This is a genomic window from Streptomyces lacaronensis, from assembly GCF_047337785.1.
In the GTDB taxonomy this organism is placed as follows: Bacteria; Actinomycetota; Actinomycetes; order Streptomycetales; family Streptomycetaceae; genus Streptomyces; species Streptomyces lycopersici.
In genome coordinates this window covers 3,556,500-3,578,356 of sequence record NZ_JBLHDK010000003.1, presented here as the reverse complement: position 1 = coordinate 3,578,356, position 21,857 = coordinate 3,556,500, and the positions used below count along the sequence as shown (strand labels likewise).

Sequence of the window (21,857 nt, the reverse complement as noted above, 5' to 3'; positions counted from 1 at the left end):
CGCGCCGGTAGCGCACCGAGCCGGTGCTGTCCCGACGCGCGATCTGCTGCCGCTCGTCAGATGTCGCGGAAGGTCTCGATCTGGGCGCCGATCGAGTTCAGCCGCTCCGCGAGATCCTCGTAGCCGCGGTTGATGACGTACACGTTGCGCAGCACGGAGGTGCCCGGCGCGGCCATCATCGCCAGCAGTACGACCACGGCGGGGCGCAGGGCGGGCGGGCACATCATCTCGGCGGAGCGCCAGCGGGTGGGGCCCTCGACCAGGACGCGGTGCGGGTCGAGGAGTTTGACGTGGGCGCCTAGGCGGTTGAGCTCGGTGAGGTAGATCGCGCGGTTGTCGTAGACCCAGTCGTGGATCAGCGTCGAGCCCTGGGCGACGGCCGCGATCGCCGCGAAGAAGGGCACGTTGTCGATGTTGACGCCGGGGAACGGCATCGGGTGGATCTTGTCGATGGGGGCTTGCAGCTTGGACGGGCGCACGGTCAGATCGACCAGCCGGGTGCGGCCGTTGTCCGCCGCGTACTCCCGGCCGCGCTCGTGGTCCAGCCCCATCTCCTCCAGGACGGCCAGCTCGATCTCCAGGAACTCCACCGGCACCCGGCGGATCGTCAGCTCCGACTCGGTGATGACGGCGGCGGCCAGCAGGCTCATCGCCTCGACCGGGTCCTCGGAGGGGGAGTAGTCGACATCGCGGTCGATGTGGGCCACGCCGTGGACGGTCAGCGTCGTGGTGCCCACGCCCTCGACCTTGACGCCCAACTCCTCCAGGAAGAAGCAGAGATCCTGGACCATGTAGTTGGACGAGGCGTTGCGGATCACCGTGACGCCGTCGTGCCGGGCGGCCGCCAGCAGCGCGTTCTCGGTGACGGTGTCGCCGCGTTCGGTCAGTACGATGGCGCGGGTGGGGGTGACCGAGCGGTCGACGTGGGAGTGGTACATCCCGTCGGTGGCGGTTACTTCGAGGCCGAAGTGGCGCAGGGCGGTCATATGCGGCTGCACGGTGCGGGTGCCGAGGTCGCAACCGCCCGCGTAGGGAATCCGGAAGCGGTCCATCCGGTGCAGCAGCGGGCCGAGGAACATGATGACGCTGCGCGTCCGGCGCGCGGCCTCGGTGTCCATGGACTCGAGGTCCAGCACGGCGGGCGGCACGATCTCCAGATCGGCGCCGTCGTTGATCCAGCGGGTGCGGACGCCGATGCTGCCCAGAACCTCGAGGATGCGGTAGACCTCCTCGATCCTGGCGACCCTCCGCAGCGTCGTACGGCCCGCGTTGAGGAGCGTGGCGCACAGCAGCGCCACACACGCGTTCTTGCTCGTCTTGACGTCGATGGCCCCGGACAGCCGGCGGCCGCCGACCACCCGGAGGTGCATCGGGCCCGCGTAGCCGAGGGAGACGATCTCGCTGTCCAGGGCCTCGCCGATCCTGGCGATCATCTCAAGGCTGATGTTCTGGTTTCCCCGCTCAATGCGGTTGACCGCACTCTGGCTTGTGCCGAGGGCCTCCGCGAGCTGGGACTGGGTCCAGCCCCGGTGTTGACGGGCGTCACGGATGAGCTTGCCGATACGTGAGAGGTAGTCGTCAGTCATGGAGAAGAGGCTATCTCACATATGAGATGCGCACGCGACGTGAGGGGCGGAAGGAGTGACGGCTCTCCACTCGGGCATTGTTCTATTAGTATGCGAACAAGTGGGGAAACACGGAGTGAAGTGAGGGGTCGATATGCGTCCTGTCCGACGTCGCGCGCTGGTCGTCGCACTGCCCTTTGTGCTGGCGTGGGCGGTGGTCGTGGCGACTTTCGCCGGGCTGCGCGACCGGCTGCCGGACCCGCTCGCCACGCACTTCGGCGCGGACGGGAAGGCCGACGGATTCACCGGTACGGGTGCGTTCCTCTCGGTGGCCACCGCCGTCCTCCTCGGCTCCGGCCTCCTCACCCTCGTACCCACCCTCCGCCTGACCAAGGGCCTCCGCGCCCAGCGGCTCGCGGTCGCCCTCGGCTACGGCGTGTCCGGCCTGCTGGGCTACGCCTTCGCCGCCCTGCTCTTCGCCAACGCCGACGCCACCCGCGCCTCCCGGGTCTCCCAGCCCCTGTGGCAACTGGGCATCGCCCTGGCCGTCGCGGCCCTCATGGGCGCGCTGGGCCGGCTGCTCGCGAGCCGGGACGCGGCGCCGGAGACCGATGCCGGGCGGCGGGCCGCCGCGCCCCGGCTCCCGCTGGCCACGGGCGAAGTGGCCATCTGGACGCGCACCGTCGGATCGCCCGTGCTGCTCACCGTGGGCGTGGGGACCACGCTGCTGGGCGCGGTGCTGTTCGCCGTGGGCTTGGGGACGGAGGCGTGGCTGATCGTCATCGGGCTGGTCTGCACGGCACTGGCCCGCTGCCGGGTGACCGTCGACCGCCGGGGCCTGGCCGTGGCCTTATGGTTCGCCCCGCGGCCCCGGATGCGGATACCGCTGGACCGGATCGAGCGGGCCACCAGCCGCGAGGCCGCCGCGCTGAGTCTCGGCGGCTGGGGCTATCGGGTCCGCGGCGGCGGCAGCGCCCTGGTGTTCCGCTCCGGCGACGCGCTGTTCCTGACGCTCGCCACGGGCCGGGAGTTCGCGGTGACGGTGGACGACGCCGCCACCGCCGCCGCGCTGCTCAACACCCTGATCGAGCGCGACCGCCCCGCGGCGGGGGAGCGCGGCTGAGATGCTCTTCCGCGTCGACCCCGGCTCCGCGGTCCCGCTGGCCGACCAGATCGCCGCCTCCGTACGCGGCGCGATCGCCGACGGCACCGTACGCCCCGGCGAACGCCTCCCCGCCGCCCGCGCGCTCGGCGAATCCCTCGGCGTCAACGTCCACACGGTCCTGCGCGGCTACCAACGGCTCCGCGAGGAGGGCCTGATCGAACTCCGCCGAGGCCGCGGCGCGGTCGTCACCGGCGACCAGCCCACGGCCCGCGCCCGGCTCCTGGAGGGCGTCCAGGGCCTGGTGGACCAGGCCCGCGCCCTGGGCCTCTCCGACGAGGAGGTCCTGACCCTGGTCAGAACCCGCCTCGCGGGCGGCTGAGGCCCGTCAGAACTCGGAGGTGTCCAGCTCCAGGTCGAACGGCTCGGGGAGCGGGAGCGGGGTGCCGAAGGGGTGGGGACCGTCCACCTTGGTGTAGCCGAGGTTGCCAGGCGCGGAGTAGAGCGTGCAGGCGCGCTGCTGCCGGTCGACCAGGAGGTACAGCGGGGCGCCGTACTCGGCGTAGCGGCGCCGCTTGACGACCCGGTCGGTGTCTCCGTTCGACTCGGAGGTCACCTCGACGATCAGCAGGGTCTGGTCGGGGAGCAGGACCCCGGCGTCCTTGGTCAGCTCCCGGGGGACGACGGCGAGGTCCGGCACAAACCAGTTGGGGGTGCCGGGGAAGTCCAGATCGCCTGATCCCGCCATGCAGCCCAGGGCGTTCACCTTGGGCGCCATGCGCTCCCGGACCTTCCCGATCGTGGTCTCGTGATCCCAAGCCGGCGACAGCGGTTCGATGAACCCCTCGATGATCTGTACGCGGTCGAAACCGCGGATGCGCTGGACCGCGTACTTGAGGGCGGTCTCGGGATCGTCGGCCGGGTACGCGGGTGGTCGTGTGCTCATCGGTCCTCCACCGGGTTTCGGAACGCGAGGTCTATCGCGGCCGATACGCGGTGTGCGGGGTCACGGCCCGGGGATCACCCGTACCGGTGACGATCCCCCGTCACCACCGCCGCCAGCGTCCGGGCCGGGCCGTCGACCGCGGGGCCGTGGAGGAGCTCGGTGCGGTGGAGGAGGCGGGGGGCGATCAAGGGCGCGGTGACGATGCCGGGGGTGCCCTTGGTGGCGGGGTGGGGGAGGAGGGCCAGGCCGTGGTCGGCGGCGGTGAGGGTGAGGAGGCCGCGGACGTCGGTGCCCTCGTACGTCAGCGAGGCGCGGAAGCCGTCGGTCCGGCTGACCGCGCGCAGCTGCTCGAGCGGCATGGCGGCGTCCGGGGCATCCAGCCAGTGGGTGTCGGCGAGGTCGGCCAGTCGCAGGCCGAGGCGGCGGGCCAGGGGGTGGCCGGTGGGCAGGGCGACCACCAGCGGGGCCTCCGCGACCGTGACCGCGGTGAGCGGGCCCACCTCGGGCAGCGGCAGGGCGTCGGCGGGGGTGGCCGGGCCGTCGATCAGTCCCAGGTCCAGGGTTCCGGACGCCACCGCGGCCGGGATCTCCCGGCGGCCGAGGATCCGCAGGGAGGCTTTGGCGGCCGGATGCGCCTGGCGCACCCGGTCCAGGGCCGTGGCGATTCTCGGGGTCATCGCCAGCGGCGAGGCCCCCACGACCAGCCGGGCGCCGCCCGACCCCGACAGCCGCTCGACGTCGGCCCGCGCCGCGTCCAGACGGAGCAGCAGCGGACCGGCGTGTTCCAGCAGCCGGGCGCCCGCGCTGGTGAGCATGACCGGCCGCCGGGTCAGCAGCGTCGTCCGCAGATCCGCTTCCAGGGACGCGATGTGCTCGGAGACCGCCGCGGGGGTGAAGCCCAGCTCATGGGCGGCGTCGGAGAAGGATCCGCAGCGGGCCACGGAGATGAACGTGCGGAGCAGATGCGGGTCCATGGCAGCAGTATCGCGGTGGTGGGGGCGGCTCAGTCGGCGATCACCCTTACCGGTGAACACGAGTGAACACGGGTGAACATCGATGCCCCGACCGCGCCCGCACCCGGGCAGGACATGACCGTGCGGGGGCGATGTACTAGAGTTATCTCGACATCGAGATATCTGCTGGAAGGCGCACAGCCGCCCCGCGCCGGTAAGGCTTACCTAACTTAGCCATACCTTAGCGGATCGGCGCGGGCATGTGACGGCAGCATTGCGGTGGTACGCGCGAAATCATGCATGAAGGAGACTGTCGTGTCGGCGAACAGCTTCGACGCCCGCAGCACCCTGCAGGTGGGCGACGAATCGTACGAGATCTTCAGGCTGGACAAGGTCGAGGGGTCGGCCCGGCTCCCTTACAGCCTCAAGGTGCTGCTGGAGAACCTGCTCCGCACCGAGGACGGCGCGAACATCACCGCCGACCACATCCGCGCGCTGGGCGGCTGGGACTCGCAGGCCCAGCCCAGCCAGGAGATCCAGTTCACGCCGGCCCGCGTGATCATGCAGGACTTCACGGGTGTGCCCTGCGTGGTCGACCTCGCCACCATGCGTGAGGCGGTCAAGGAGCTCGGCGGCGACCCGGCGAAGATCAACCCGCTGGCCCCGGCCGAGCTGGTCATCGACCACTCCGTGATCGCCGACCGCTTCGGCACGCCGGACGCCTTCACCCAGAACGTGGAGCTGGAGTACGGCCGCAACAAGGAGCGCTACCAGTTCCTGCGCTGGGGCCAGACGGCCTTCGACGAGTTCAAGGTCGTCCCGCCCGGCACCGGCATCGTCCACCAGGTCAACATCGAGCACCTGGCCCGCACCGTCATGGTCCGGGGCGGCCAGGCGTACCCGGACACCCTGGTCGGCACCGACTCCCACACCACCATGGTCAACGGCCTCGGCGTGCTCGGCTGGGGCGTCGGCGGCATCGAGGCCGAGGCCGCGATGCTCGGCCAGCCGGTGTCGATGCTCATCCCGCGCGTCGTCGGCTTCAAGCTGACCGGTGAGCTGAAGCCCGGCACCACGGCCACCGACCTCGTGCTGACCATCACCGAGATGCTGCGCAAGCATGGTGTCGTCGGCAAGTTCGTCGAGTTCTACGGCGAGGGCGTGGCGGCCACGAGCCTCGCCAACCGCGCCACCATCGGCAACATGTCGCCGGAGTTCGGCTCCACCGCCGCGATCTTCCCGATCGACGACGAGACGATCAAGTACCTGAAGCTCACCGGCCGCAGCGAGCAGCAGCTCGCGCTGGTCGAGGCGTACGCCAAGGAGCAGGGCCTGTGGCTGGACCCGGCCGCCGAGCCGGACTTCTCCGAGAAGCTGGAGCTGGACCTGTCGACGGTCGTCCCGTCGATCGCCGGTCCGAAGCGCCCGCAGGACCGCATCGTGCTCGCCGAGGCGGCGCAGCAGTTCGCGCAGGACGTCCGTAACTACGTCCCGGACGCGGAGGAGGACGAGGCGGGCAAGGAGTCCTTCCCGGCCTCCGACGCCCCTGCCGTCTCCAACGGCGTGCCCACCAAGCCGACCCTGGTGACCGCCCCCGACGGGTCCACGTACGAGATCGACCACGGCGCCGTGACCGTCGCCGCGATCACCTCGTGCACCAACACCTCGAACCCGTACGTCATGGTCGCCGCCGCGCTGGTGGCCAAGAAGGCGGTGGAGAAGGGGCTGACCCGCAAGCCGTGGGTCAAGACCACCCTGGCGCCGGGCTCGAAGGTCGTCACCGACTACTTCGACAAGGCGGGCCTGACCCCCTACCTCGACAAGGTCGGCTTCAACCTGGTCGGCTACGGCTGCACCACCTGCATCGGCAACTCCGGCCCGCTGCCGGACGAGGTCTCCAAGGCCGTCAACGAGGCCGACCTCGCCGTCACCTCGGTGCTCTCCGGCAACCGGAACTTCGAGGGCCGGATCAACCCGGACGTCAAGATGAACTACCTGGCGTCCCCGCCGCTGGTCGTCGCGTACGCCATCGCCGGTTCGATGAAGGTGAACATCACCACGGACGCGCTGGGCACCGACCAGGAGGGCAAGCCGGTCTTCCTCGAGGACATCTGGCCGACCGAGGCCGAGGTCAACGAGGTCGTGGCCAACGCCATCGGCGAGGACATGTTCAACAAGTCCTACCAGGACGTCTTCGCCGGTGACGCCCAGTGGCAGGCGCTGCCCGTGCCGACCGGCAACACCTTCGAGTGGGACGCGGAGTCCACCTACGTCCGCAAGCCCCCGTACTTCGAGGGCCTGACCATGGACCCGGCGCCGGTCGAGAACGTCACCGGCGCCCGCGTCCTGGCCAAGCTGGGCGACTCGGTCACCACCGACCACATCTCCCCGGCCGGTGCGATCAAGGCAGACACCCCGGCGGGCAAGTACCTCACCGAGCACGGTGTCGAGCGTCGCGACTTCAACTCCTACGGCTCCCGCCGGGGCAATCACGAGGTCATGATCCGCGGCACCTTCGCCAACATCCGGCTGCGCAACCAGATCGCGCCCGGCACCGAGGGCGGCTTCACCCGCGACTTCACCCAGGACGGCGGGCCGGTCTCCTTCATCTACGACGCCTCGCAGAACTACCAGGCCGCCGGCACCCCGCTGGTCATCCTGGCGGGCAAGGAGTACGGCTCCGGCTCGTCCCGCGACTGGGCCGCCAAGGGCACCGCGCTGCTCGGCGTCAAGGCCGTCATCGCCGAGTCGTACGAGCGCATCCACCGCTCGAACCTCATCGGCATGGGCGTCCTGCCGCTCCAGTTCCCCGAGGGCGCCTCGGCGCTGTCGCTGGGCCTGACCGGCGAGGAGACCTTCGACATCACCGGCGTCACCGCGCTCAACGAGGGCGGCATCCCGGAGACGGTGAAGGTCAAGGCCAGGGACGACCGCGGAGGGGAAGTTGCGTTCGACGCCAAGGTGCGCATCGACACCCCCGGCGAGGCGGACTACTACCGCAACGGCGGCATCATGCAGTACGTGCTGCGCTCGCTGATCCGCAAGTAAGCGCGGCCCAGCGGCTCACGGCGACGACGGGCCGCACCCCCGGGCGGGGGTGCGGCCCGTTCGCGTGCCGGGTGGCACCGCGGTCAGAGAAACGTCCCCGAAGGGATGTACGGCATCGGCGGCGGCATCCCCCGCAGACACACATAGCCGCCGGTGGACAGCTCGAGCCCGGCCTCGATCCCCACGTCCACCGCCCACTGCTGCTCGGCCGTCAGCCCCGCGACCCGCGCGTCGGTGCCCTCCGGAAGGCACAGCAGCGCGGCGGTCAGCAGCCGTTTCGCCAGCCGCCGCGAGGTCGCGGCCAGCATCTCGACCTTGCCGTCCTCGCCGACGTAGCAGTAGCCGCTGCCCGCGAGGTCGTCCACCACCAGCAACCGCCGCTGGGTGAGCAGCAGTTCGTGGTCGGCGCCGTGCGCGCCGCCCCGGGTGCGGCGGTCCACCGAGTCCAGCAGGTCCCGGTGGCGGGCCACGCCCTCGTGCACCGCGCCGTCCGGCGGGGACAGCCGCTCCTTGGTCTCCGGTCCGACCGTGCCGCGCAGCCGCATGGCCGGATGCAGCGCGAACCCCGCGCGCCGGTAGGTGCTCGCCGCGCGCGCGTCCTCCGATCCGCAGATGATGCCGCGCAGACATCCCCGTCCGTACAGCAGCGCCGCGGCCAGCAACTCCCGGCCCACGCCCTGCCGTTGGGCCCGTGGCAGCACCGCGAACATCGACAGCCCCCAGGTGCCCTCGCGCCGGGCCGACAGCGTCACGCCGAGCGGCATCCCGGACTCGTCCAGGGCGAGCCAGCAGCCGCCCGGGTCGGTGCGGGCCAGATGGCGGTTCCGCTCATGGACCTCGGCCACGTATCCCGGCGGCCATCCGTCCTTGCCCGCGAGGGCGGCCGGGTCCCCGAGGGCGGCCGAGTCCCGGAGGGCGGCGGAGTCCCCGAAGGCGGCGGCCACCACCTCCCATGCCGCCTCGGCGTCCTCGTCGGTGTCACGTAGCTGGCGGAGGATCATGCGCCCATGATGGCGCGTCCGATGAGCGATTGTCGGTACGCGGAAGCGGCTTGCTCGACCGGCGAACGCGACAACGTTGTCAGGCTGACTGTAACGATCAGTACGCCGCCAACCAGGTGTCCCTGTCAAGACCGTCACCGCACCCTTACGGCCGACGGCCCCCGTGCGGTACGGTCCCCACGGCTTGCTCGACCCGGCGATCGCGGCCCTTCCGAACAAGGTGGGACCGCAATGCCCTCAAGACCCCTGGCCGCCCTGGCGGCCGCGGCCCTGACCGCGGGGCTCCTCGCCACCGCGGCCACCGCGCCCGCGTCGGCCGCCCCGCCGCCGACGCTGGTCAAGGACCCGGCGGCGTACGTCGACCCGCTCATCGGCAGCTCGGCCGGCGGCAACACCTTCCCCGGTGCCGTCACGCCCTTCGGCATGCTGGCGTGGAGCCCGGAGAACACCCGCGGCGACGCCACCCGGACCGCCGCGCCCGGCGGTTACCACTACGACGCCACCCGCGTCCGCGGCTTCAGCCTCACCCATATGTCCGGCACCGGCTGTGCGGGCGGCGCGGGCGACATCCCCTTCTTCCCTCACGTCGGCGAGGTCACCTCCTCACCCGCCGCCGACACCGAGGACCAGGTCTACGCCTCCGACTTCAGCCACTCCGACGAGACCGCCGAACCCGGCCGCTACAAGGTCTCCCTCGCCTCCGGCGCCGGTGCGGAGCTGACCGCGACCGCCCGCACCGGCTCGGCCCGCTTCACCTACCCCGCGGACAAGACCGCCTCCCTGCTGATCCGCACCTCCTCCTCCGAGGTCGGCAGTTCGGACGCCGACCTCACCATCGACCCGGCGCACCGCACCGTCTCCGGCTCGGTCACCAGCGGCAACTTCTGCGGTTATCTCGACCCCGAGGGGCGCCGCAGCTATTACACGCTGCACTTCACCGCCACGTTCGACACCGCCTTCACCGCCCAGGGCACCTGGCGGGACGGCACCCTGCGGCCCGGCACCACCAGCGCCCAGGGCGGCTCCGGCGGCTATGGCGGCGACGGCCGCCCGGTGGCCGGGAAGGGCTCCGGCGGCTATCTCCAATTCGCCCCGGGCACCCGCCGGGTGGGCGTCAAGGTCGGCATCAGCTACGTCAGCGACCAGGGCGCCCGGGCCAACCTCGCCGCCGAGAACCCGCCGCGGCGCGGCTTCGACCAGGTGCGGAGCGCCGCGTACGACGCCTGGCGGCGGCAGCTGTCGGCCATCCGGGTCGGCGGCGGCGCGGACGCGGACCGCACCACCTTCTACACCGCGCTCTACCACTCGCTGCTGCACCCCAACGTCATCAGTGACACCGACGGCCGCTACCGGGGCAGCGACGGTGAGGTGCACCGGGTGAGCCGGGGCCACCGGGCCCAGTACGGCACCTTCTCCGGCTGGGACGTCTACCGCTCCCAGCTCCAACTGCTCACCCTGCTGGAGCCGGACAAGGGCTCCGACATCGCCCAGTCCCTGCTGAACCTCGCCCAGCAGAACGGCGGCGTCTGGGACCGCTGGCTCCAGGGCGCCTCGGGGACGCATGTGATGAACGGCGACCCGTCGGCCGCCGCCCTCGCCGGGATCCGGGCATTCGGCGGCGACGACTACGACCTCGACGCCGCCCTTGACTCGCTCGTCAAGGCGGCCACCGAACCGACCGAGAAGGACCTCAGCCCGGCGGGCAAGCCCATCATGTCGGCCGGTCAGCGGCCCTCCCTCGACAAGTATCTGAAGCTGCACTACATGCCGTCCGTCTCCAACGCCTGGGGCGGCGCGGCCGAGACCCTGGAGATGTCCGGCGCGGACTTCGCCCTCTCCCAGCTGGCGCGGGCCGCGGGCCGTAAGGACACCGCCGAGACCTTCGCGCGCCGCGCCCAGTGGTGGCAGAACAACTTCAACGCCGCCGCCGACCCGGAGACCGGCGGCTATGCCGCCAACCGCAAGGCCGACGGCAGCTGGGTCACCGGCTTCACCCCGGCCACCGGCAACGGCTTCGTCGAGGGCACCAGCGCCCAGTACACCTGGATGGTCCCGCACAACCCCGCGGGTCTCTTCGCCGCCATGGGGGGTAAGGACGCCGCGGTGAAGCGTCTGGACGCCTTCTTCCACGACGCCGACGGCGGCTGGGCGCTCACGGGGGCGGGCGGCGAGAAGTCCGAGCTGGACAACGAGCCGTCGATCAACGTCCCCTATCTGTACGCCTACGCGGGACAGCCGTACAGGACACAGGAGACCGTGCGCGCCGCGATGCGCCAGTTGTGGACCACGAAGTCCGACGGCATCCCCGGCAACGACGACCTCGGCGAGATGTCGTCGTGGTACGTCTTCTCGGCCCTCGGCATGTATCCGCAGGTACCCTCCCGCGCCGAACTGGTGCTGGCCTCGCCCCTTTTCCCGCGGATCGAGATCGACCGCGGCGGCCGGGACATCTCCATCCGCGCCCCGCAGGCCGCGCCCGGCGCGCCCTACGTCCAGGCGCTGAAGGTGAACGGGCGGGCGAGCGACCGCCCCTGGCTGCCCGAGTCCTTCGTACGGCACGGCGGAACGCTGGACTACACCCTGTCCGACGCCCCCGACCGCGCCTGGGGCTCGGCCCCGTCCGACGCCCCGCCCTCCTTCCGCGAGGGCGAGCAGCCGTACCAGATCGGGGTGGGCCCGACCACGGGCACGCTCGCCCCGGGCGACAGCCTGACCGTGAAGGTGGCCGCCGTCCCGGTCAGCGAGGGCGACCGCCCCGAGGTGCGCTTCACCACCGACGCCCCCGACGGGATCACCGCCTCGCCCGCCTCCGGGACGGTGGGCGCGGACGGCACGGCGGAGATCGCACTGCGCGCGGGGAAGGACACGGCCGAGGGGTTCTACGACGCGAAGGTGACGGTGACCAGCGAGGGCACCGAGGTCGTCCAGCCGATCACGCTGACCGTGGCCGCCCCGGGTTCGCTGCTCGCCGCGTACAACAACGTCGGCGCGACCGAGGACGCCGGCGAGCACGACGAGGGCGACTACGACGGCGGCGGCTGGAGCTACTCCCGCCAGGCCCTCGCCGCCGCCGGCCTCGAGCCGGGCGCCAAGGGGACCACGCAGGGCCTGGACTACACCTGGCCCGCCTCCCCGTCCGGCCGCCCCGACAACGCCTCCGCCACCGGCCAGACCATCGCCCTGCCCCCGTCCACCGGCCTCTCCTTCATCGGCAGCGCAGTCAACGGCAACCAGAAGGCCACCGCCAAGGTCACCTACACGGATGGCGGCTCGGACGAGGCGGACCTGTCCTTCACCGACTGGACGGTGGGCGGCGGCGCCGGAACCGTCCAATACGGCAATGTGACCCTCGCCAAGACCCCGTACCGCAACATCAGCGGCGGCGACAAGGATGTGGTGGACGCCTACATCTTCGCCACGAAGGCGTTCCGGGCGCCGGAGGGCAAGACGGTCAAGAGCGTCACCCTCCCCGACAACGCGGATCTCCACGTCTTCGCGGTCGCCCGCGGCTGAGTCCGGCGCACACCATGGAGTGATATGAGGGCAAGTGCCACCAGCACTTGCCCTCATCTCTCCGGCGTTCGACGCGTGGTCAGTTCTTCACCCGGGCCGAAGCCCAGGGACCTTCTCGACACGTGGCTTGACCGTGCGGTGACCGTCTCACGTGCGGAGGAACTCTTCGCCGACAGTTGGCGTCGCGGGCCCGGGAGGGGAGACATCGATGAACCGCTCCCGGCCCAGCAGCGGTCGGACGAGCGGGGACGGTCGCCGCTCAAGCGAAGGCGGCGACATGGCCCAGCGCCCACTCCGCGAAGGACCGCGGTGGGCGGCCCAGGACGGCCTCGACGTCGGGGCTCACCCGCTGTTCGGCCGCCGTCGGTTCGCCCAGGATGTCGAGGGTGCCGTCCGCGACGGGCCCCGGCATGAACCGCAGCATCTCCGCCCGCGCCCGCTCCCGGCTCAGCTCGGCGAACCGCACGGGCTCGCCCAGCGCGTCGGCGATCGCGTCCGCCTGTCCGCGTGGGGAGACGGGGGCGGGGCCGGTGAGTTCGTACGTACGTCCCGCGTGGCCCGGCTCCCGCAGGGCCGCGGCGGCGACCTCCGCGATGTCCGCGGGGTCCACGACCGGCAGTGCGACATCGGCGAAGGGTGCCGCGATCACGCGCTCCTCACGGACGGATTCGGCCCAGGCGAAGGCGTTCGAGGCGAAGCCCCCGGGCCGCAGGATCGTCCAGTCGAGACCCGACCGCCGCACGGCGTCCTCGAACGCCCACAGGGGGGCGTGGGACACCGCGTCCGGGCGGGTCCCGGCGGCCTGGGAGGAGAGCAGGACCACACGCCGTACGCCGGCCGACCGCGCGACGTCCAGGAGTTCGCCGGTCCGCGGCGTCCCGGCGAGCAACTCCCCCGCGAAGAGCAGGAACAGCGCGTCGGCTCCCTCCAGCGCGGGCCGCAGCCCTTCGGGGTGCGCCAGATCGGCCTGTCGGCCCCGTACCCCCTGCGGCGGCTCCCCGGCGGCCCCGGCCGACGGCCGCCGCGAGACCGCCGTCACGCGCTCGCCGAGTGCGGCGAGTTTCTCCACCAGCGGTCGGCCGACATTCCCGGTCGCTCCGGTTACCACGATCATGTGCAGCTCCCCGTTCTCACAGTGTCAGACGTTGTCCTTGCCGCGGCACGGTGAAGCTAGCATCATGGAGATAGTAGGTACCTAGAGGAAAGTGGCTATGTCCAAGGAACTGGAACCGGAACTGGCCTGCCCGATCGCACCGGTGGTCGACATCGTCTTCAGCCGCTGGACCACCCCCATCCTCTGGACGCTGCGGGAACACGGCCGTCAGCGCTTCGTGGAGCTGCAACGCCATATCGGCACCATCACCCCGAAGGTGCTGACCCAGCGGCTGCGGCAAATGGAGCGCGACGGGCTGGTGCGGCGCACGTACCACCCGGAGGTCCCGCCCCGGGTGGAGTACGAGATCAGTGAGCTGGGCCGGAGCCTCGGCCCGCTCTTCGCCACGCTCGCGACCTGGTCGGCCGAGAACCTGGCCAAGGTCGAGCGGGCCCGGCTGGATTACGACGGTGCGGAGACGGCCCCTACCGCCCCTCGGTGAATGATCATGACGTTCCCGCCGCGGGGCCCGCGCCCTTGCCGTCCGGCGGGCCGCAAGTCGAGGACAGCGCTAGGCGGCGGCGAAATCCACTTCGGCCGCGGGCACCACGCGGACGCGACGCCCCGGAAAGTCGATGTGCCGGAAAATCTCGTTGTGATGGGCGATCGACCGCTCCGGCGAGGCGAAGTCGCCGGTGTCGGGCCGCTCGGATGTGGTGTGCCCGTCGGCGACCAGCACCACGTCGTACTGGTGGCTCAGCGCCTGCCGTGCCGTGGTGTCCACGCAGATCTCGGTCGCGAACCCGGTGACGACCACCTCGGTGACTCCCAGCGCCTTGAGGGTCTTGTCGAGATCCGTGTCGAGGAAGCTGTCCGCACTGGTCTTGTGGACGATCACCTCGTCGGCGGAGGGCCTGAGTTCGGGCACGACCTGCCAGCCCTCCGTACCAGGCTCCAACTCGACGCCCTGCTGCTGAATCGTCACCACCGGCACGCCCGCGGCCTTGGCACGTTCGCGCAGCCCCGCGATCACGGCGACGGTTTCGGTGGCCCGGTGCGAGATCGCCGCCAGGGCGTTCTGCATGTCGATGACGAGGAGCGCGGGGGTATGTGACATGGACTCACCGTATCGGGCCGCCCAGGCTCGCCGCGCGTGAGCCGCCCTCAGGGCCGGGCAGGCCGGGTCCGCGGATACGGGCCCGGCCCACCCAACGGCTCAGCCGAGGAGTTCCACCTCCGCCAGTGTCGACTTGTCGTCCGGCACCAAGCGGTAGTGCTCGTACGTACCCGGCGTCCGTACCGAGAAGACGCGGGTCTGCTTGTCCCAGGACCAGGACTCGCCCGACCTGCGGTCCAGGTCCCGCCACTTCTCGCCGTCCGCGGAGCCCTGGAGCACCCATCCCGCCGGGGCCTTGCCGCGGTCCGACGAGGTCAGGGTGTACTGCACCGCGCGGCCCGGCTCCGTGACCGGCAGCTCCGCCGACTCGAAGGTGGTCTCGGTGCCCGAGGTGTTGTCCAGCAGCGCTGTACCGCCGCTCGGCACCGTCAGGTCGTGGCGCGGGGTGGGCACCTTGTCGTCCTTGGTGATGGAGGACGGCGCGGCGTTCGCGCCGGTGCCCCAGGCCGACGGCTCGGGGCCCATCGCGAACTCCAGGGTGCCGCCCTTGGCGATCACCGAGTGCGGCAGCGCGGTGGAGTTCCACGCCTTGCCGTTGACCTTCAGACCCTGGACGTACACGTTCCGCGCGCTGTTGCGCGGGGCCTTGACGACGAGGTCGCGGCCGTTCTCCAGATGCACCGTGACCTTGGTGAACTGCGGCGATCCGACCGCGTACTCCGAGCCGCCCATCACCAGCGGATAGAAGCCCAGCGAGCTGAAGAGGTACCAGGCGGACTGCTCGCCGTTGTCCTCGTCGCCGTGGTAGCCCTGGCCGATCTCGCTGCCGGTGTAGAGGCGGGAGAGCACCTCGCGCACCTTCTCCTGGGTCTTCCACGGCTGTCCCGCCGCGTCGTACATGTACGCCACATGGTGGGCGACCTGGTTGCTGTGGCCGTACATGCCCATGCGGACGTCCCGCGCCTCGGTCATCTCGTGGATGACGCCGCCGTAGGAACCGGCGAACTCCGGCGAGGCGGTCTCCGGGGTGGAGAAATAGGTGTCCAGCTTCTTCGCCAGACCCGCGCGGCCGCCGTAGAGGTTGGCCAGGCCCCGGCTGTCCTGGGGCGCGGTGAACGCATAGCCCCAGCCGTTGGTCTCGGTGTAGTCGTAGCCCCAGATCCGGGGGTCGTACTTGTCGGAGGGCACGCGCCACTTCCCATTGGCGTCCTTGCCCTGGAAGAAGCCCGCCTTGTCGTCGAAGAGCGAGACATAGCCCTGCGCACGGTGCAGGAAGTACTCGGACTCCTCCTTGTAGCGGGCCTTCTTCGTCTTCGCGTAGAGCGCCTTGCCCATGTTGGCGAGGCCGAAGTCGTTGAGATAGCCCTCCAGCGCCCAGGACAGCCCCTCATGGGTCTCGGTGCTGGTGTAGCCGAGGAAGGGCGAGCTGGCCATGCCCTTCCGGCCGACGCCCGACGTGGGCGGCACGGCGGTGGCGTTCTTCAGCGCGGCCTCGTAGGCGGCCTCGGCGTCGAACCGCACACCCTTCAGATACGCGTCGGCGAAGGCCACGTCCGAGCTGGTGCCGGTCATCAGATCGGCGTAGCCCGGTGAGGACCAGCGGGATATCCAGCCCCCGTCCTTGTACTGCTGTACGAAGCCGTCGACCATCGTGCCCGCCCGCTTCGGGGTGAGCAGGGAGTAGGCGGGCCAGGTGGTGCGGTAGGTGTCCCAGAAGCCGTTGTTGACGTACACCTCGCCATCGACGATCTTCGCGCCGGTGTGGGTCGGGGTGTTCTCCCCGGTGGCCGGCGAGAAGGCGCTCGCGTACTGGTTGCGGGGCTTCGCCGCCGTGCCCGTGTGCTCGAAAGCGGAATTGGGATAGAGGTACAGCCGGTAGAGGCTGGAGTAGAGCGAGGTGAGCTGGCCGCGGTCCGCGCCCTCGACCTCGACCCGGCCCAGGATGTTGTCCCACTCCGCCTGGGCGGCCCGCTTGACCTGCCCGAACGACCGCGACGCGGGCAGCTCCCGGTCGAGGTTGGCCTTCGCCTGGTCGACGCCGATCAGCGAGGTGGCGAGTCGGAGGGTGACCGTGCGGTCCTTCCCCGGCTTGAAGCGGAAGTAGCCGGTGACGTCTTTGCCGCCGCCTCCGTCCAGCTTGCCGCTCGCGCTCACCGGGGTGTCGAAGACGCCGTAGACGAACAGCCGGCTGGCGCCGGTGGACAGTCCGCTCTTGACGTCGGAGTAGCCGGTGACGACGCCGTGCTCGGCGTCGAGGGTCAGCCCGCCGTTGTTGTTGACGTTGTCGAAGATGACGCTCGCGTCCTCGCCCGGGTAGGTGAAGCGCATGGCCGCGGCGTGATCGGTGGGCGCCATCTCGGCGGTGAGGCCGTTCTCGAAGGTCACCCCGTAGTAGTAGGGACGGGCGGTCTCCTTCTCATGGCGGAAGGGGAGCGCGCGGGCGGTGCGCCCGGCGTCGGGGGTGCCGCCCGCCCCGGACGGCATCACCTGGAAGGTCTGCCGGTCGCCCATCCAGGGGCTGGGCTCATGGCTGGCGCTGAACGACTGGATGGTGGGGAGGTTGTCGGCGTTGTTGGCGCGGGCGTACTGGTAGAGCCAGTCGGTGGAGCCCGCGTTGGTCACCGGCGTCCAGAAGTTGAAGCCGTTGGGGACGGCGGTGGCCGGGAAGTTGTTGCCGCGCGAGAAGCTGCCGCTGGAGTTGGTGCCGCGGGTGGTCAGCGCGTAGTCCGACAGGTGCGCCAGCGGCTTCTCGGGCGCCTTGGGGGCGATGGAGATGTCGTCCACCCAGCCGCGGAACTGTGCGGGGCCCTTGGGGGAGTCGTAGGCCACGAGGATCCGGTCGACGGTCTTGCCCGCGGCGACCGCGCCGATCCGCGACTCCTTGTGGTTCCACTGGTTGACGTACAGCGTCTTGGAGGCGGCCTGGCCCTGCGGGCTCATCCGGGCGCCGTGCTGGTCGACCGCGCCGGGCAGCTCGCTGAGGTAGGTGCCGTCGGTGAAGGCGAGGTCGACGGAGACATGGGTGGCCGGGTAGTCGAGGTCCGTCTCGGTCATCGACGGGAAGATCCGGTAGGACAGCTGGGTGTCCCGGGTGACGGCCGTGTCGACGTCGAAGACCTTGTTGTACGAGTACGCCCGGCCGTCCGGCTTGTGGGTGCCCGCGTAAGCCAGGGCTCGGGTGCCGGTGAAGCCCGCGTTGGCCTTGGCGGTGGGGGAGCCGGTCGGGCCGCGGTCGATCTGGGTCCGCATGTCGGAGGCCGCGGGCGGAGTGGTGTCGCCGGTTGCGAACTGCACCTCAGCGAGCTGGACGATGTCGTCCCCGGCGTTGCGGGTGATCTCCAGCCGGAAGTGCTTGAAGGCCGTCGAATTGCGATAAGAGAACTCCCGCGTCTGCTGGCGCGAGGAGAACGTCTCGTCCTCACGGGTGTCCAGCGTCGTCCAGTCGGAGCCGTTGGCCGAGCCCTTGAGGGTCCAGTCCTTCGGGTCCCGGCCGGGGGCGTCGTTGGCGGAGGTGAGGGCGTAGCGGACGGCCTCCACCGGCTCGCTCAGGTCGAACTCGAGCCAGGCGGTGGTCTCGAAGGCCAGCCACTTGCTGGTGACCTCGCCGTCGACGAGGTTCTCCTTGATCTCCCCGCCGTCGGTGTTCTCGCCGCTCGCGCGGACCTCGGTGACCTTGTCGGTGACATTGCCGGGGATCCCGGAGGAGTAGCCTCCGTCGACTCCCGACGCCTTCTTCTTGCCGTCGGGGCCGGTCTCGACCGTATTCCGCCAGTCGGGCTGGGGATCGCCCGACTCGAAGGACGAGGCGAAGGTGCGGTCGGCGTGGTGCGCGGAGTCCGGGCCGGCGGGGGCGGCGACCGCACCGCCCTGGGCCGTCACCGCCAGCAGGACGGCCGCCACCAGGGCGGCCGACCGTCCGATCCCACGCCATCGTCTCTGGGGTCGTCTCTGTCGCATACTCAGCCTCTCAACGAGTCTGACAACGTTGTCCACTGGTTCGGGCAGAGATAAGTAGGGAGGCAGGGGGAGGGTGGTGTCAAGGTTGCGGACAACCCTCAATGGGCGCCCGTGCGGCGGGTGGTACGCCGCGGGCCGTCCCCCTGTCGGCGGTACGGCCCGCGTCCATGGGGGCGATTCCGTGCGCCCCTCGAGGTTGCTCCTGGCGTGTCGTCAGCCCGCCTTGTCGGACTTGGTGGCGAGCGACAGCCGGCACTTCTTCGCGGTGTGGGAGCTGTCCGCCTTGAGCCCGGTGACCTTGATGGTCTTCTCGGAGCCGCCCGCCACGGAGGCGTCGGACTCCACCCCGGTGGTCACGACCTCCTCGGAGCTGTCCACGAAGCCGACCAGCAGCGAGTAGTAGGCCGTGCCGGAGCCGGAGTTGCTGATCTTCACATTGGCGTAGGGCTTGCCGTTCGAACCCCAACCGCAGGTGCCCATCTTGGCGTCCGGGGTGACCAGTCCTGAGCCGCCGGTGGGGGAGTCCGACGGCTCGTCATACGGGTCGTCGTAGGGATCGTCGGTGGGCTCCTCGGTCGGCGCCTGGGTGGGCTCCACCGGCAGCTGGGCCATGCCCTTGCCGATCGCCGCGCCGCCCTTGCTGTCCCCGGCGGACGAGCCCCCACTGCCGGAGCCACACCCCGCGGTGGCCGCGAGTGTCGCGGTCACGACAATGCTGGTGGCGAGGGTGAGCTGCTTCCGGGACACGGGAACCGCCTTTCGGGGAGCGCGCACGGCGGCGTGCCGCGCGGCATGTCTCCCCTTACGGTATGTCGGGCAGGTCTCAACTCGGGAAAGACTGGCACCCGATGACCTCTCGATCTTGCCCATATGAGGCCCAGTGGACTATACCTGTCGCCCCAGGGGGAAGGCCGCACCGCGGCCCATATCGGAGGGCCTCGGCGGGTCATCCGCTCTCCCCGGCGTACACCCAGCAATACTCCGCTTGACGCTTCAACTGACCCGCGGTGTCGGGCCCCTCGCCGGAGGCGAGTATGTACGGGAGACCGTTACACCGCCTGAGTCCTGACGAAGGCGAGGACTTGAGCATGGGATCCACCTCAGATGTCGGCCGTCGCGATCTGATCAAGCGCTCGGCGGCGCTCGGATTGATCACCGTGCCGGCGATGAGCGCGCTGTCCGCCTGTGCCAGTGGCGGTGACGACGACTCCAAGAAGGTCGACAAGGGCAAGAAGAGCGCCAAGAACCCGCTCGCGGTCAACGAGAGCGCCGCGCTCGACGTCGTCATCTTCGACGGCGGCTTCGGCCAGCAGTACGCCAAGGACGCCGAGGCGGAGTACGCCAAGGCCTTCCCGAAGACCAAGGGCAAGGTCAAGCACGCCGCCACCCAGAAGATCCAGACCGTGCTCCAGCCGCGCTTCAACGGCGGCACCCCGCCGGACCTCGTCGACAACTCCGGCGCCGAGCAGATGGACATGGGCACCCTGGTCGCCAAGAACCAGCTGACCGACCTCACCCCGCTGCTGGACGCGCCCTCCCTCGACGACCCGAACAAGACGGTGCGCGAGACGCTGCGCCCCGGTGTCGTGGAGATGGGCCAGTTCGACGGCAAGCCGGTGTGGATCCTCTACTACGCCTACACCGTCTACGGCGTCTGGTACTCCAAGAGCAACCTCGCCAAGCTCGACGTGGAGTACCCCGAGACCTGGGACGACATGCTCAAGGTCTGCGAGAAGGCCAAGAAGAAGAACATCGCGGGCTGGACCTACCCCGGCAAGTACCCCTACTACCTGCCGTTCAGCCTCTACCCCTTCATCGCCAAGATCGGCGGCCGGGACGTCCTGGACTCGATCGACAACCTGGAGCCGAACGCCTGGAAGCACCCGGCCGTCAAGGCCGCCTTCGAGGCGTACTACGAGCTCTACAAGAAGGGCTACATCCTCAGGGGCACCCCGGGCCTGACCCACATCGAGTCCCAGACCGCGTGGAACCAGGGCAAGGCGCTGTTCATCCCCAACGGCTCCTGGGTGGAGAACGAGGCGAAGAAGACCACCCCGAAGGACTTCCAGATGGCGGTGGCCGCGCCCTCCAGCCTGGACAAGAGCGACAAGATGCCGTTCGGCACCCTGTGGGCCTCCGGCGGTGAGCCCTTCATCGTCCCGAAGTCGGCGAAGAACCCCGAGGGCGGCATGGAGCTGCTGCGGATCATGCTCGGTGAGAAGTCCACCAAGAACTTCATCAAGCAGGTCTCCTCGCTCTCCTCCCTCAACGGCGGCACCGAAGGGCTCAGCCTGCCGCCGGGTCTGGCGTCGGCGCAGGAGGCGCTGACCAAGGCGGGCAAGAACGTGGTCAACCCGCGGATGCAGGACTGGTACGTGACGCTGCAGAAGCAGCAGATCGGCGTCGGCGCGCTCGGCGAGATGATGGCCGGCCGGATGACCCCCGCCGAGACGATCAAGAAGTGCCAGAAGTTCGCCGATGACACGGCCAAGGACGACGCCGTCAAGAAGTACAAGCACGTCTGATGCGGGTCCACGCGTCGCCGGCGGCATTATCCGTAGGGGAAGACCGAGGTCGGTAGAAATGCAGCATGGGAAGTACCGGTTCATCGCGGGGTTCCTGGCCCTGCCGGTGATCCTTTACGCGGTCTTCGTGATCTCGCCGTTCGTCCAGGCCATCTACTACTCCTTCACGGACTGGACGGGTCTGAGCTCCGACTTCAAGATGGTCGGGTTCAAGAACTACAACTGGCTGCTGCACGACGACCTCTTCTGGAAAGCGGTCGGGCACAATGTCGTGCTGCTGCTGGTGGTGCCGCTGGTGACGCTCGGCCTCGGACTCTTCTTCGCCTTCATGCTCAATGTGGGCGGCCGGCGCCGTAAGAACGCGGCGATCTCCGGGGTGCGCGGGTCGAGCCTGTACAAGGTGATCTACTTCTTCCCGCAGGTGCTGTCGATCGCGATCGTCGCCCTGCTGTTCCAGTTCACCTACAACCCGCGCAACGGCGCGATCAACTCCTTCCTCGACGGAGTCGGCCTGGATTCGCTCCAGCAGCAGTGGCTGGCCGATCCGAAGCTGGCGCTGTGGTGCCTGATGGCGGTGATGGTCTGGAGCAACGTCGGCTTCTACGTCGTCCTCTTCTCCGCCGGGATGAGCTCCATCCCGAGGGACTTCTACGAGGCGGCGCTGCTCGACGGGGCCAACCGGATCGAGACCTTCTTCAAGATCACCCTGCCGCTGTTGTGGGACACGGTCCAGACCGGCTGGATCTATATGGGCATCATCGCGCTCGACGCGTTCGCCGTGGTGCAGATCATGACCGTGGGGCCGGGCGGCCCCGCCGACTCCACCCAGGTCATGGGCTACTACGTCTACACCAAGACCTTCCACGACGGGCAGGCCGGACGGGCCACCACGATCGGCGTCGCGATGCTCATCGTCACCCTGATCTTCGCGGTCATCGTGACCAGGCTCGGCCGGCGCGAACGGCTGGAGTACTGATGCCGATCACACCGACCGCACCCGGCCACCGCCGCCCGACCGCCGATCTGGGGGTACCACA

The 21,857-nt window shown here is 70.1% G+C and carries 15 protein-coding genes; 7 read left to right on the top strand and 8 right to left on the bottom strand.

Features of this window, described 5'->3' with window-relative positions; genetic code table 11:
- Positions 1–56: 56 nt before the first annotated feature.
- The gene (locus tag ACMTAK_RS15030) at positions 57–1,586 is read right to left on the bottom strand and encodes a helix-turn-helix domain-containing protein (protein ID WP_413806713.1); all 1,530 of its coding nucleotides are present in this window, start codon (positions 1,584–1,586) and stop codon (positions 57–59) included.
- A 133-nt stretch (positions 1,587–1,719) separates the two neighbouring features.
- Between ACMTAK_RS15030 and ACMTAK_RS15025 the strand changes: the two genes are divergently transcribed.
- Entirely contained in the window at positions 1,720–2,688 is a 969-nt protein-coding gene (locus ACMTAK_RS15025) for a hypothetical protein (RefSeq protein WP_413806712.1), read from the top strand.
- A 1-nt stretch (position 2,689) separates the two neighbouring features.
- Positions 2,690–3,049: a GntR family transcriptional regulator gene (locus ACMTAK_RS15020; RefSeq protein ID WP_020867895.1), complete on the top strand. Its 360-nt coding sequence runs from the start codon at positions 2,690–2,692 to the stop codon at positions 3,047–3,049.
- 6 nt (positions 3,050–3,055) lie between these two features.
- On the opposite strand, the gene ACMTAK_RS15015 is transcribed toward ACMTAK_RS15020, so the two are convergent.
- Positions 3,056–3,613: a Uma2 family endonuclease gene (locus tag ACMTAK_RS15015; RefSeq protein ID WP_413806711.1), complete on the bottom strand. Its 558-nt coding sequence runs from the start codon at positions 3,611–3,613 to the stop codon at positions 3,056–3,058.
- Positions 3,614–3,687: 74 nt separating this feature from the next.
- Positions 3,688–4,587 carry a LysR family transcriptional regulator gene (locus ACMTAK_RS15010; RefSeq protein WP_413806710.1) on the bottom strand — a complete coding sequence of 300 codons (900 nt, stop codon included), beginning with the start codon at positions 4,585–4,587 and terminating at the stop codon, positions 3,688–3,690.
- A gap of 294 nt (positions 4,588–4,881) precedes the next feature.
- Here ACMTAK_RS15010 and acnA point away from each other — a divergent pair, with 294 nt between their 5' ends.
- Positions 4,882–7,614, top strand: a complete 2,733-nt coding sequence (acnA, locus tag ACMTAK_RS15005; RefSeq protein WP_413806709.1) for an aconitate hydratase AcnA — start codon at positions 4,882–4,884, stop codon at positions 7,612–7,614.
- 83 nt (positions 7,615–7,697) lie between these two features.
- On the opposite strand, the gene ACMTAK_RS15000 is transcribed toward acnA, so the two are convergent.
- Positions 7,698–8,615 (bottom strand): GNAT family N-acetyltransferase, encoded by a 918-nt coding sequence (locus ACMTAK_RS15000; RefSeq protein ID WP_413806708.1) that lies wholly within the window; start codon positions 8,613–8,615, stop codon positions 7,698–7,700.
- 231 nt (positions 8,616–8,846) lie between these two features.
- Here ACMTAK_RS15000 and ACMTAK_RS14995 point away from each other — a divergent pair, with 231 nt between their 5' ends.
- Positions 8,847–12,128, top strand: a complete 3,282-nt coding sequence (locus tag ACMTAK_RS14995; RefSeq protein WP_413806707.1) for a GH92 family glycosyl hydrolase — start codon at positions 8,847–8,849, stop codon at positions 12,126–12,128.
- A gap of 259 nt (positions 12,129–12,387) precedes the next feature.
- On the opposite strand, the gene ACMTAK_RS14990 is transcribed toward ACMTAK_RS14995, so the two are convergent.
- Positions 12,388–13,242, bottom strand: coding sequence for an NAD(P)H-binding protein (locus tag ACMTAK_RS14990; protein ID WP_413806706.1), 855 nt, complete (start codon positions 13,240–13,242; stop codon positions 12,388–12,390).
- A gap of 97 nt (positions 13,243–13,339) precedes the next feature.
- On the opposite strand from ACMTAK_RS14990, the gene ACMTAK_RS14985 reads away from it, so the two are divergent.
- Positions 13,340–13,723, top strand: coding sequence for a winged helix-turn-helix transcriptional regulator (locus ACMTAK_RS14985; protein ID WP_413806705.1), 384 nt, complete (start codon positions 13,340–13,342; stop codon positions 13,721–13,723).
- Positions 13,724–13,792: 69 nt separating this feature from the next.
- Here the strand turns inward: ACMTAK_RS14985 and ACMTAK_RS14980 are convergent, their stop codons facing one another.
- From ACMTAK_RS14980 to ACMTAK_RS14970, 3 genes are all read right to left on the bottom strand, one after another.
- Positions 13,793–14,338, bottom strand: a complete 546-nt coding sequence (locus ACMTAK_RS14980) for an isochorismatase family protein (protein WP_413806704.1) — start codon at positions 14,336–14,338, stop codon at positions 13,793–13,795.
- Positions 14,339–14,437: 99 nt separating this feature from the next.
- The gene (locus tag ACMTAK_RS14975; protein ID WP_413806703.1) at positions 14,438–18,295 is read right to left on the bottom strand and encodes a GH92 family glycosyl hydrolase; all 3,858 of its coding nucleotides are present in this window, start codon (positions 18,293–18,295) and stop codon (positions 14,438–14,440) included.
- A 213-nt stretch (positions 18,296–18,508) separates the two neighbouring features.
- Positions 18,509–19,042, bottom strand: a complete 534-nt coding sequence (locus ACMTAK_RS14970; protein ID WP_413806702.1) for a hypothetical protein — start codon at positions 19,040–19,042, stop codon at positions 18,509–18,511.
- Positions 19,043–19,383: 341 nt separating this feature from the next.
- Between ACMTAK_RS14970 and ngcE the strand changes: the two genes are divergently transcribed.
- Together ngcE and ACMTAK_RS14960 are read left to right on the top strand one after the other, a co-directional pair.
- Positions 19,384–20,820 carry an N-acetylglucosamine/diacetylchitobiose ABC transporter substrate-binding protein gene (gene ngcE / locus ACMTAK_RS14965; protein WP_413806701.1) on the top strand — a complete coding sequence of 479 codons (1,437 nt, stop codon included), beginning with the start codon at positions 19,384–19,386 and terminating at the stop codon, positions 20,818–20,820.
- Between the two features lie 58 nt (positions 20,821–20,878).
- Entirely contained in the window at positions 20,879–21,796 is a 918-nt protein-coding gene (locus ACMTAK_RS14960; protein ID WP_413806700.1) for a carbohydrate ABC transporter permease, read from the top strand.
- The last annotated feature ends 61 nt before the right edge of the window (positions 21,797–21,857 follow it).

Bases quoted from the DNA above. Each gene is read 5' to 3' on its own strand.
- ACMTAK_RS15030 (WP_413806713.1), bottom strand. From the start codon at position 1,586: ATGACTGACGACTACCTCTCACGTATCGGCAAGCTCATCCGTGACGCC.
- ACMTAK_RS15025 (WP_413806712.1), top strand. From the start codon at position 1,720: ATGCGTCCTGTCCGACGTCGCGCGCTGGTCGTCGCACTGCCCTTTGTG.
- ACMTAK_RS15020 (WP_020867895.1), top strand. From the start codon at position 2,690: ATGCTCTTCCGCGTCGACCCCGGCTCCGCGGTCCCGCTGGCCGACCAG.
- ACMTAK_RS15015 (WP_413806711.1), bottom strand. From the start codon at position 3,613: ATGAGCACACGACCACCCGCGTACCCGGCCGACGATCCCGAGACCGCC.
- ACMTAK_RS15010 (WP_413806710.1), bottom strand. From the start codon at position 4,587: ATGGACCCGCATCTGCTCCGCACGTTCATCTCCGTGGCCCGCTGCGGA.
- ACMTAK_RS15000 (WP_413806708.1), bottom strand. From the start codon at position 8,615: ATGATCCTCCGCCAGCTACGTGACACCGACGAGGACGCCGAGGCGGCA.
- ACMTAK_RS14995 (WP_413806707.1), top strand. From the start codon at position 8,847: ATGCCCTCAAGACCCCTGGCCGCCCTGGCGGCCGCGGCCCTGACCGCG.
- ACMTAK_RS14990 (WP_413806706.1), bottom strand. From the start codon at position 13,242: ATGATCGTGGTAACCGGAGCGACCGGGAATGTCGGCCGACCGCTGGTG.
- ACMTAK_RS14985 (WP_413806705.1), top strand. From the start codon at position 13,340: ATGTCCAAGGAACTGGAACCGGAACTGGCCTGCCCGATCGCACCGGTG.
- ACMTAK_RS14980 (WP_413806704.1), bottom strand. From the start codon at position 14,338: ATGTCACATACCCCCGCGCTCCTCGTCATCGACATGCAGAACGCCCTG.
- ACMTAK_RS14975 (WP_413806703.1), bottom strand. From the start codon at position 18,295: ATGCGACAGAGACGACCCCAGAGACGATGGCGTGGGATCGGACGGTCG.
- ngcE (WP_413806701.1), top strand. From the start codon at position 19,384: ATGGGATCCACCTCAGATGTCGGCCGTCGCGATCTGATCAAGCGCTCG.
- ACMTAK_RS14960 (WP_413806700.1), top strand. From the start codon at position 20,879: ATGCAGCATGGGAAGTACCGGTTCATCGCGGGGTTCCTGGCCCTGCCG.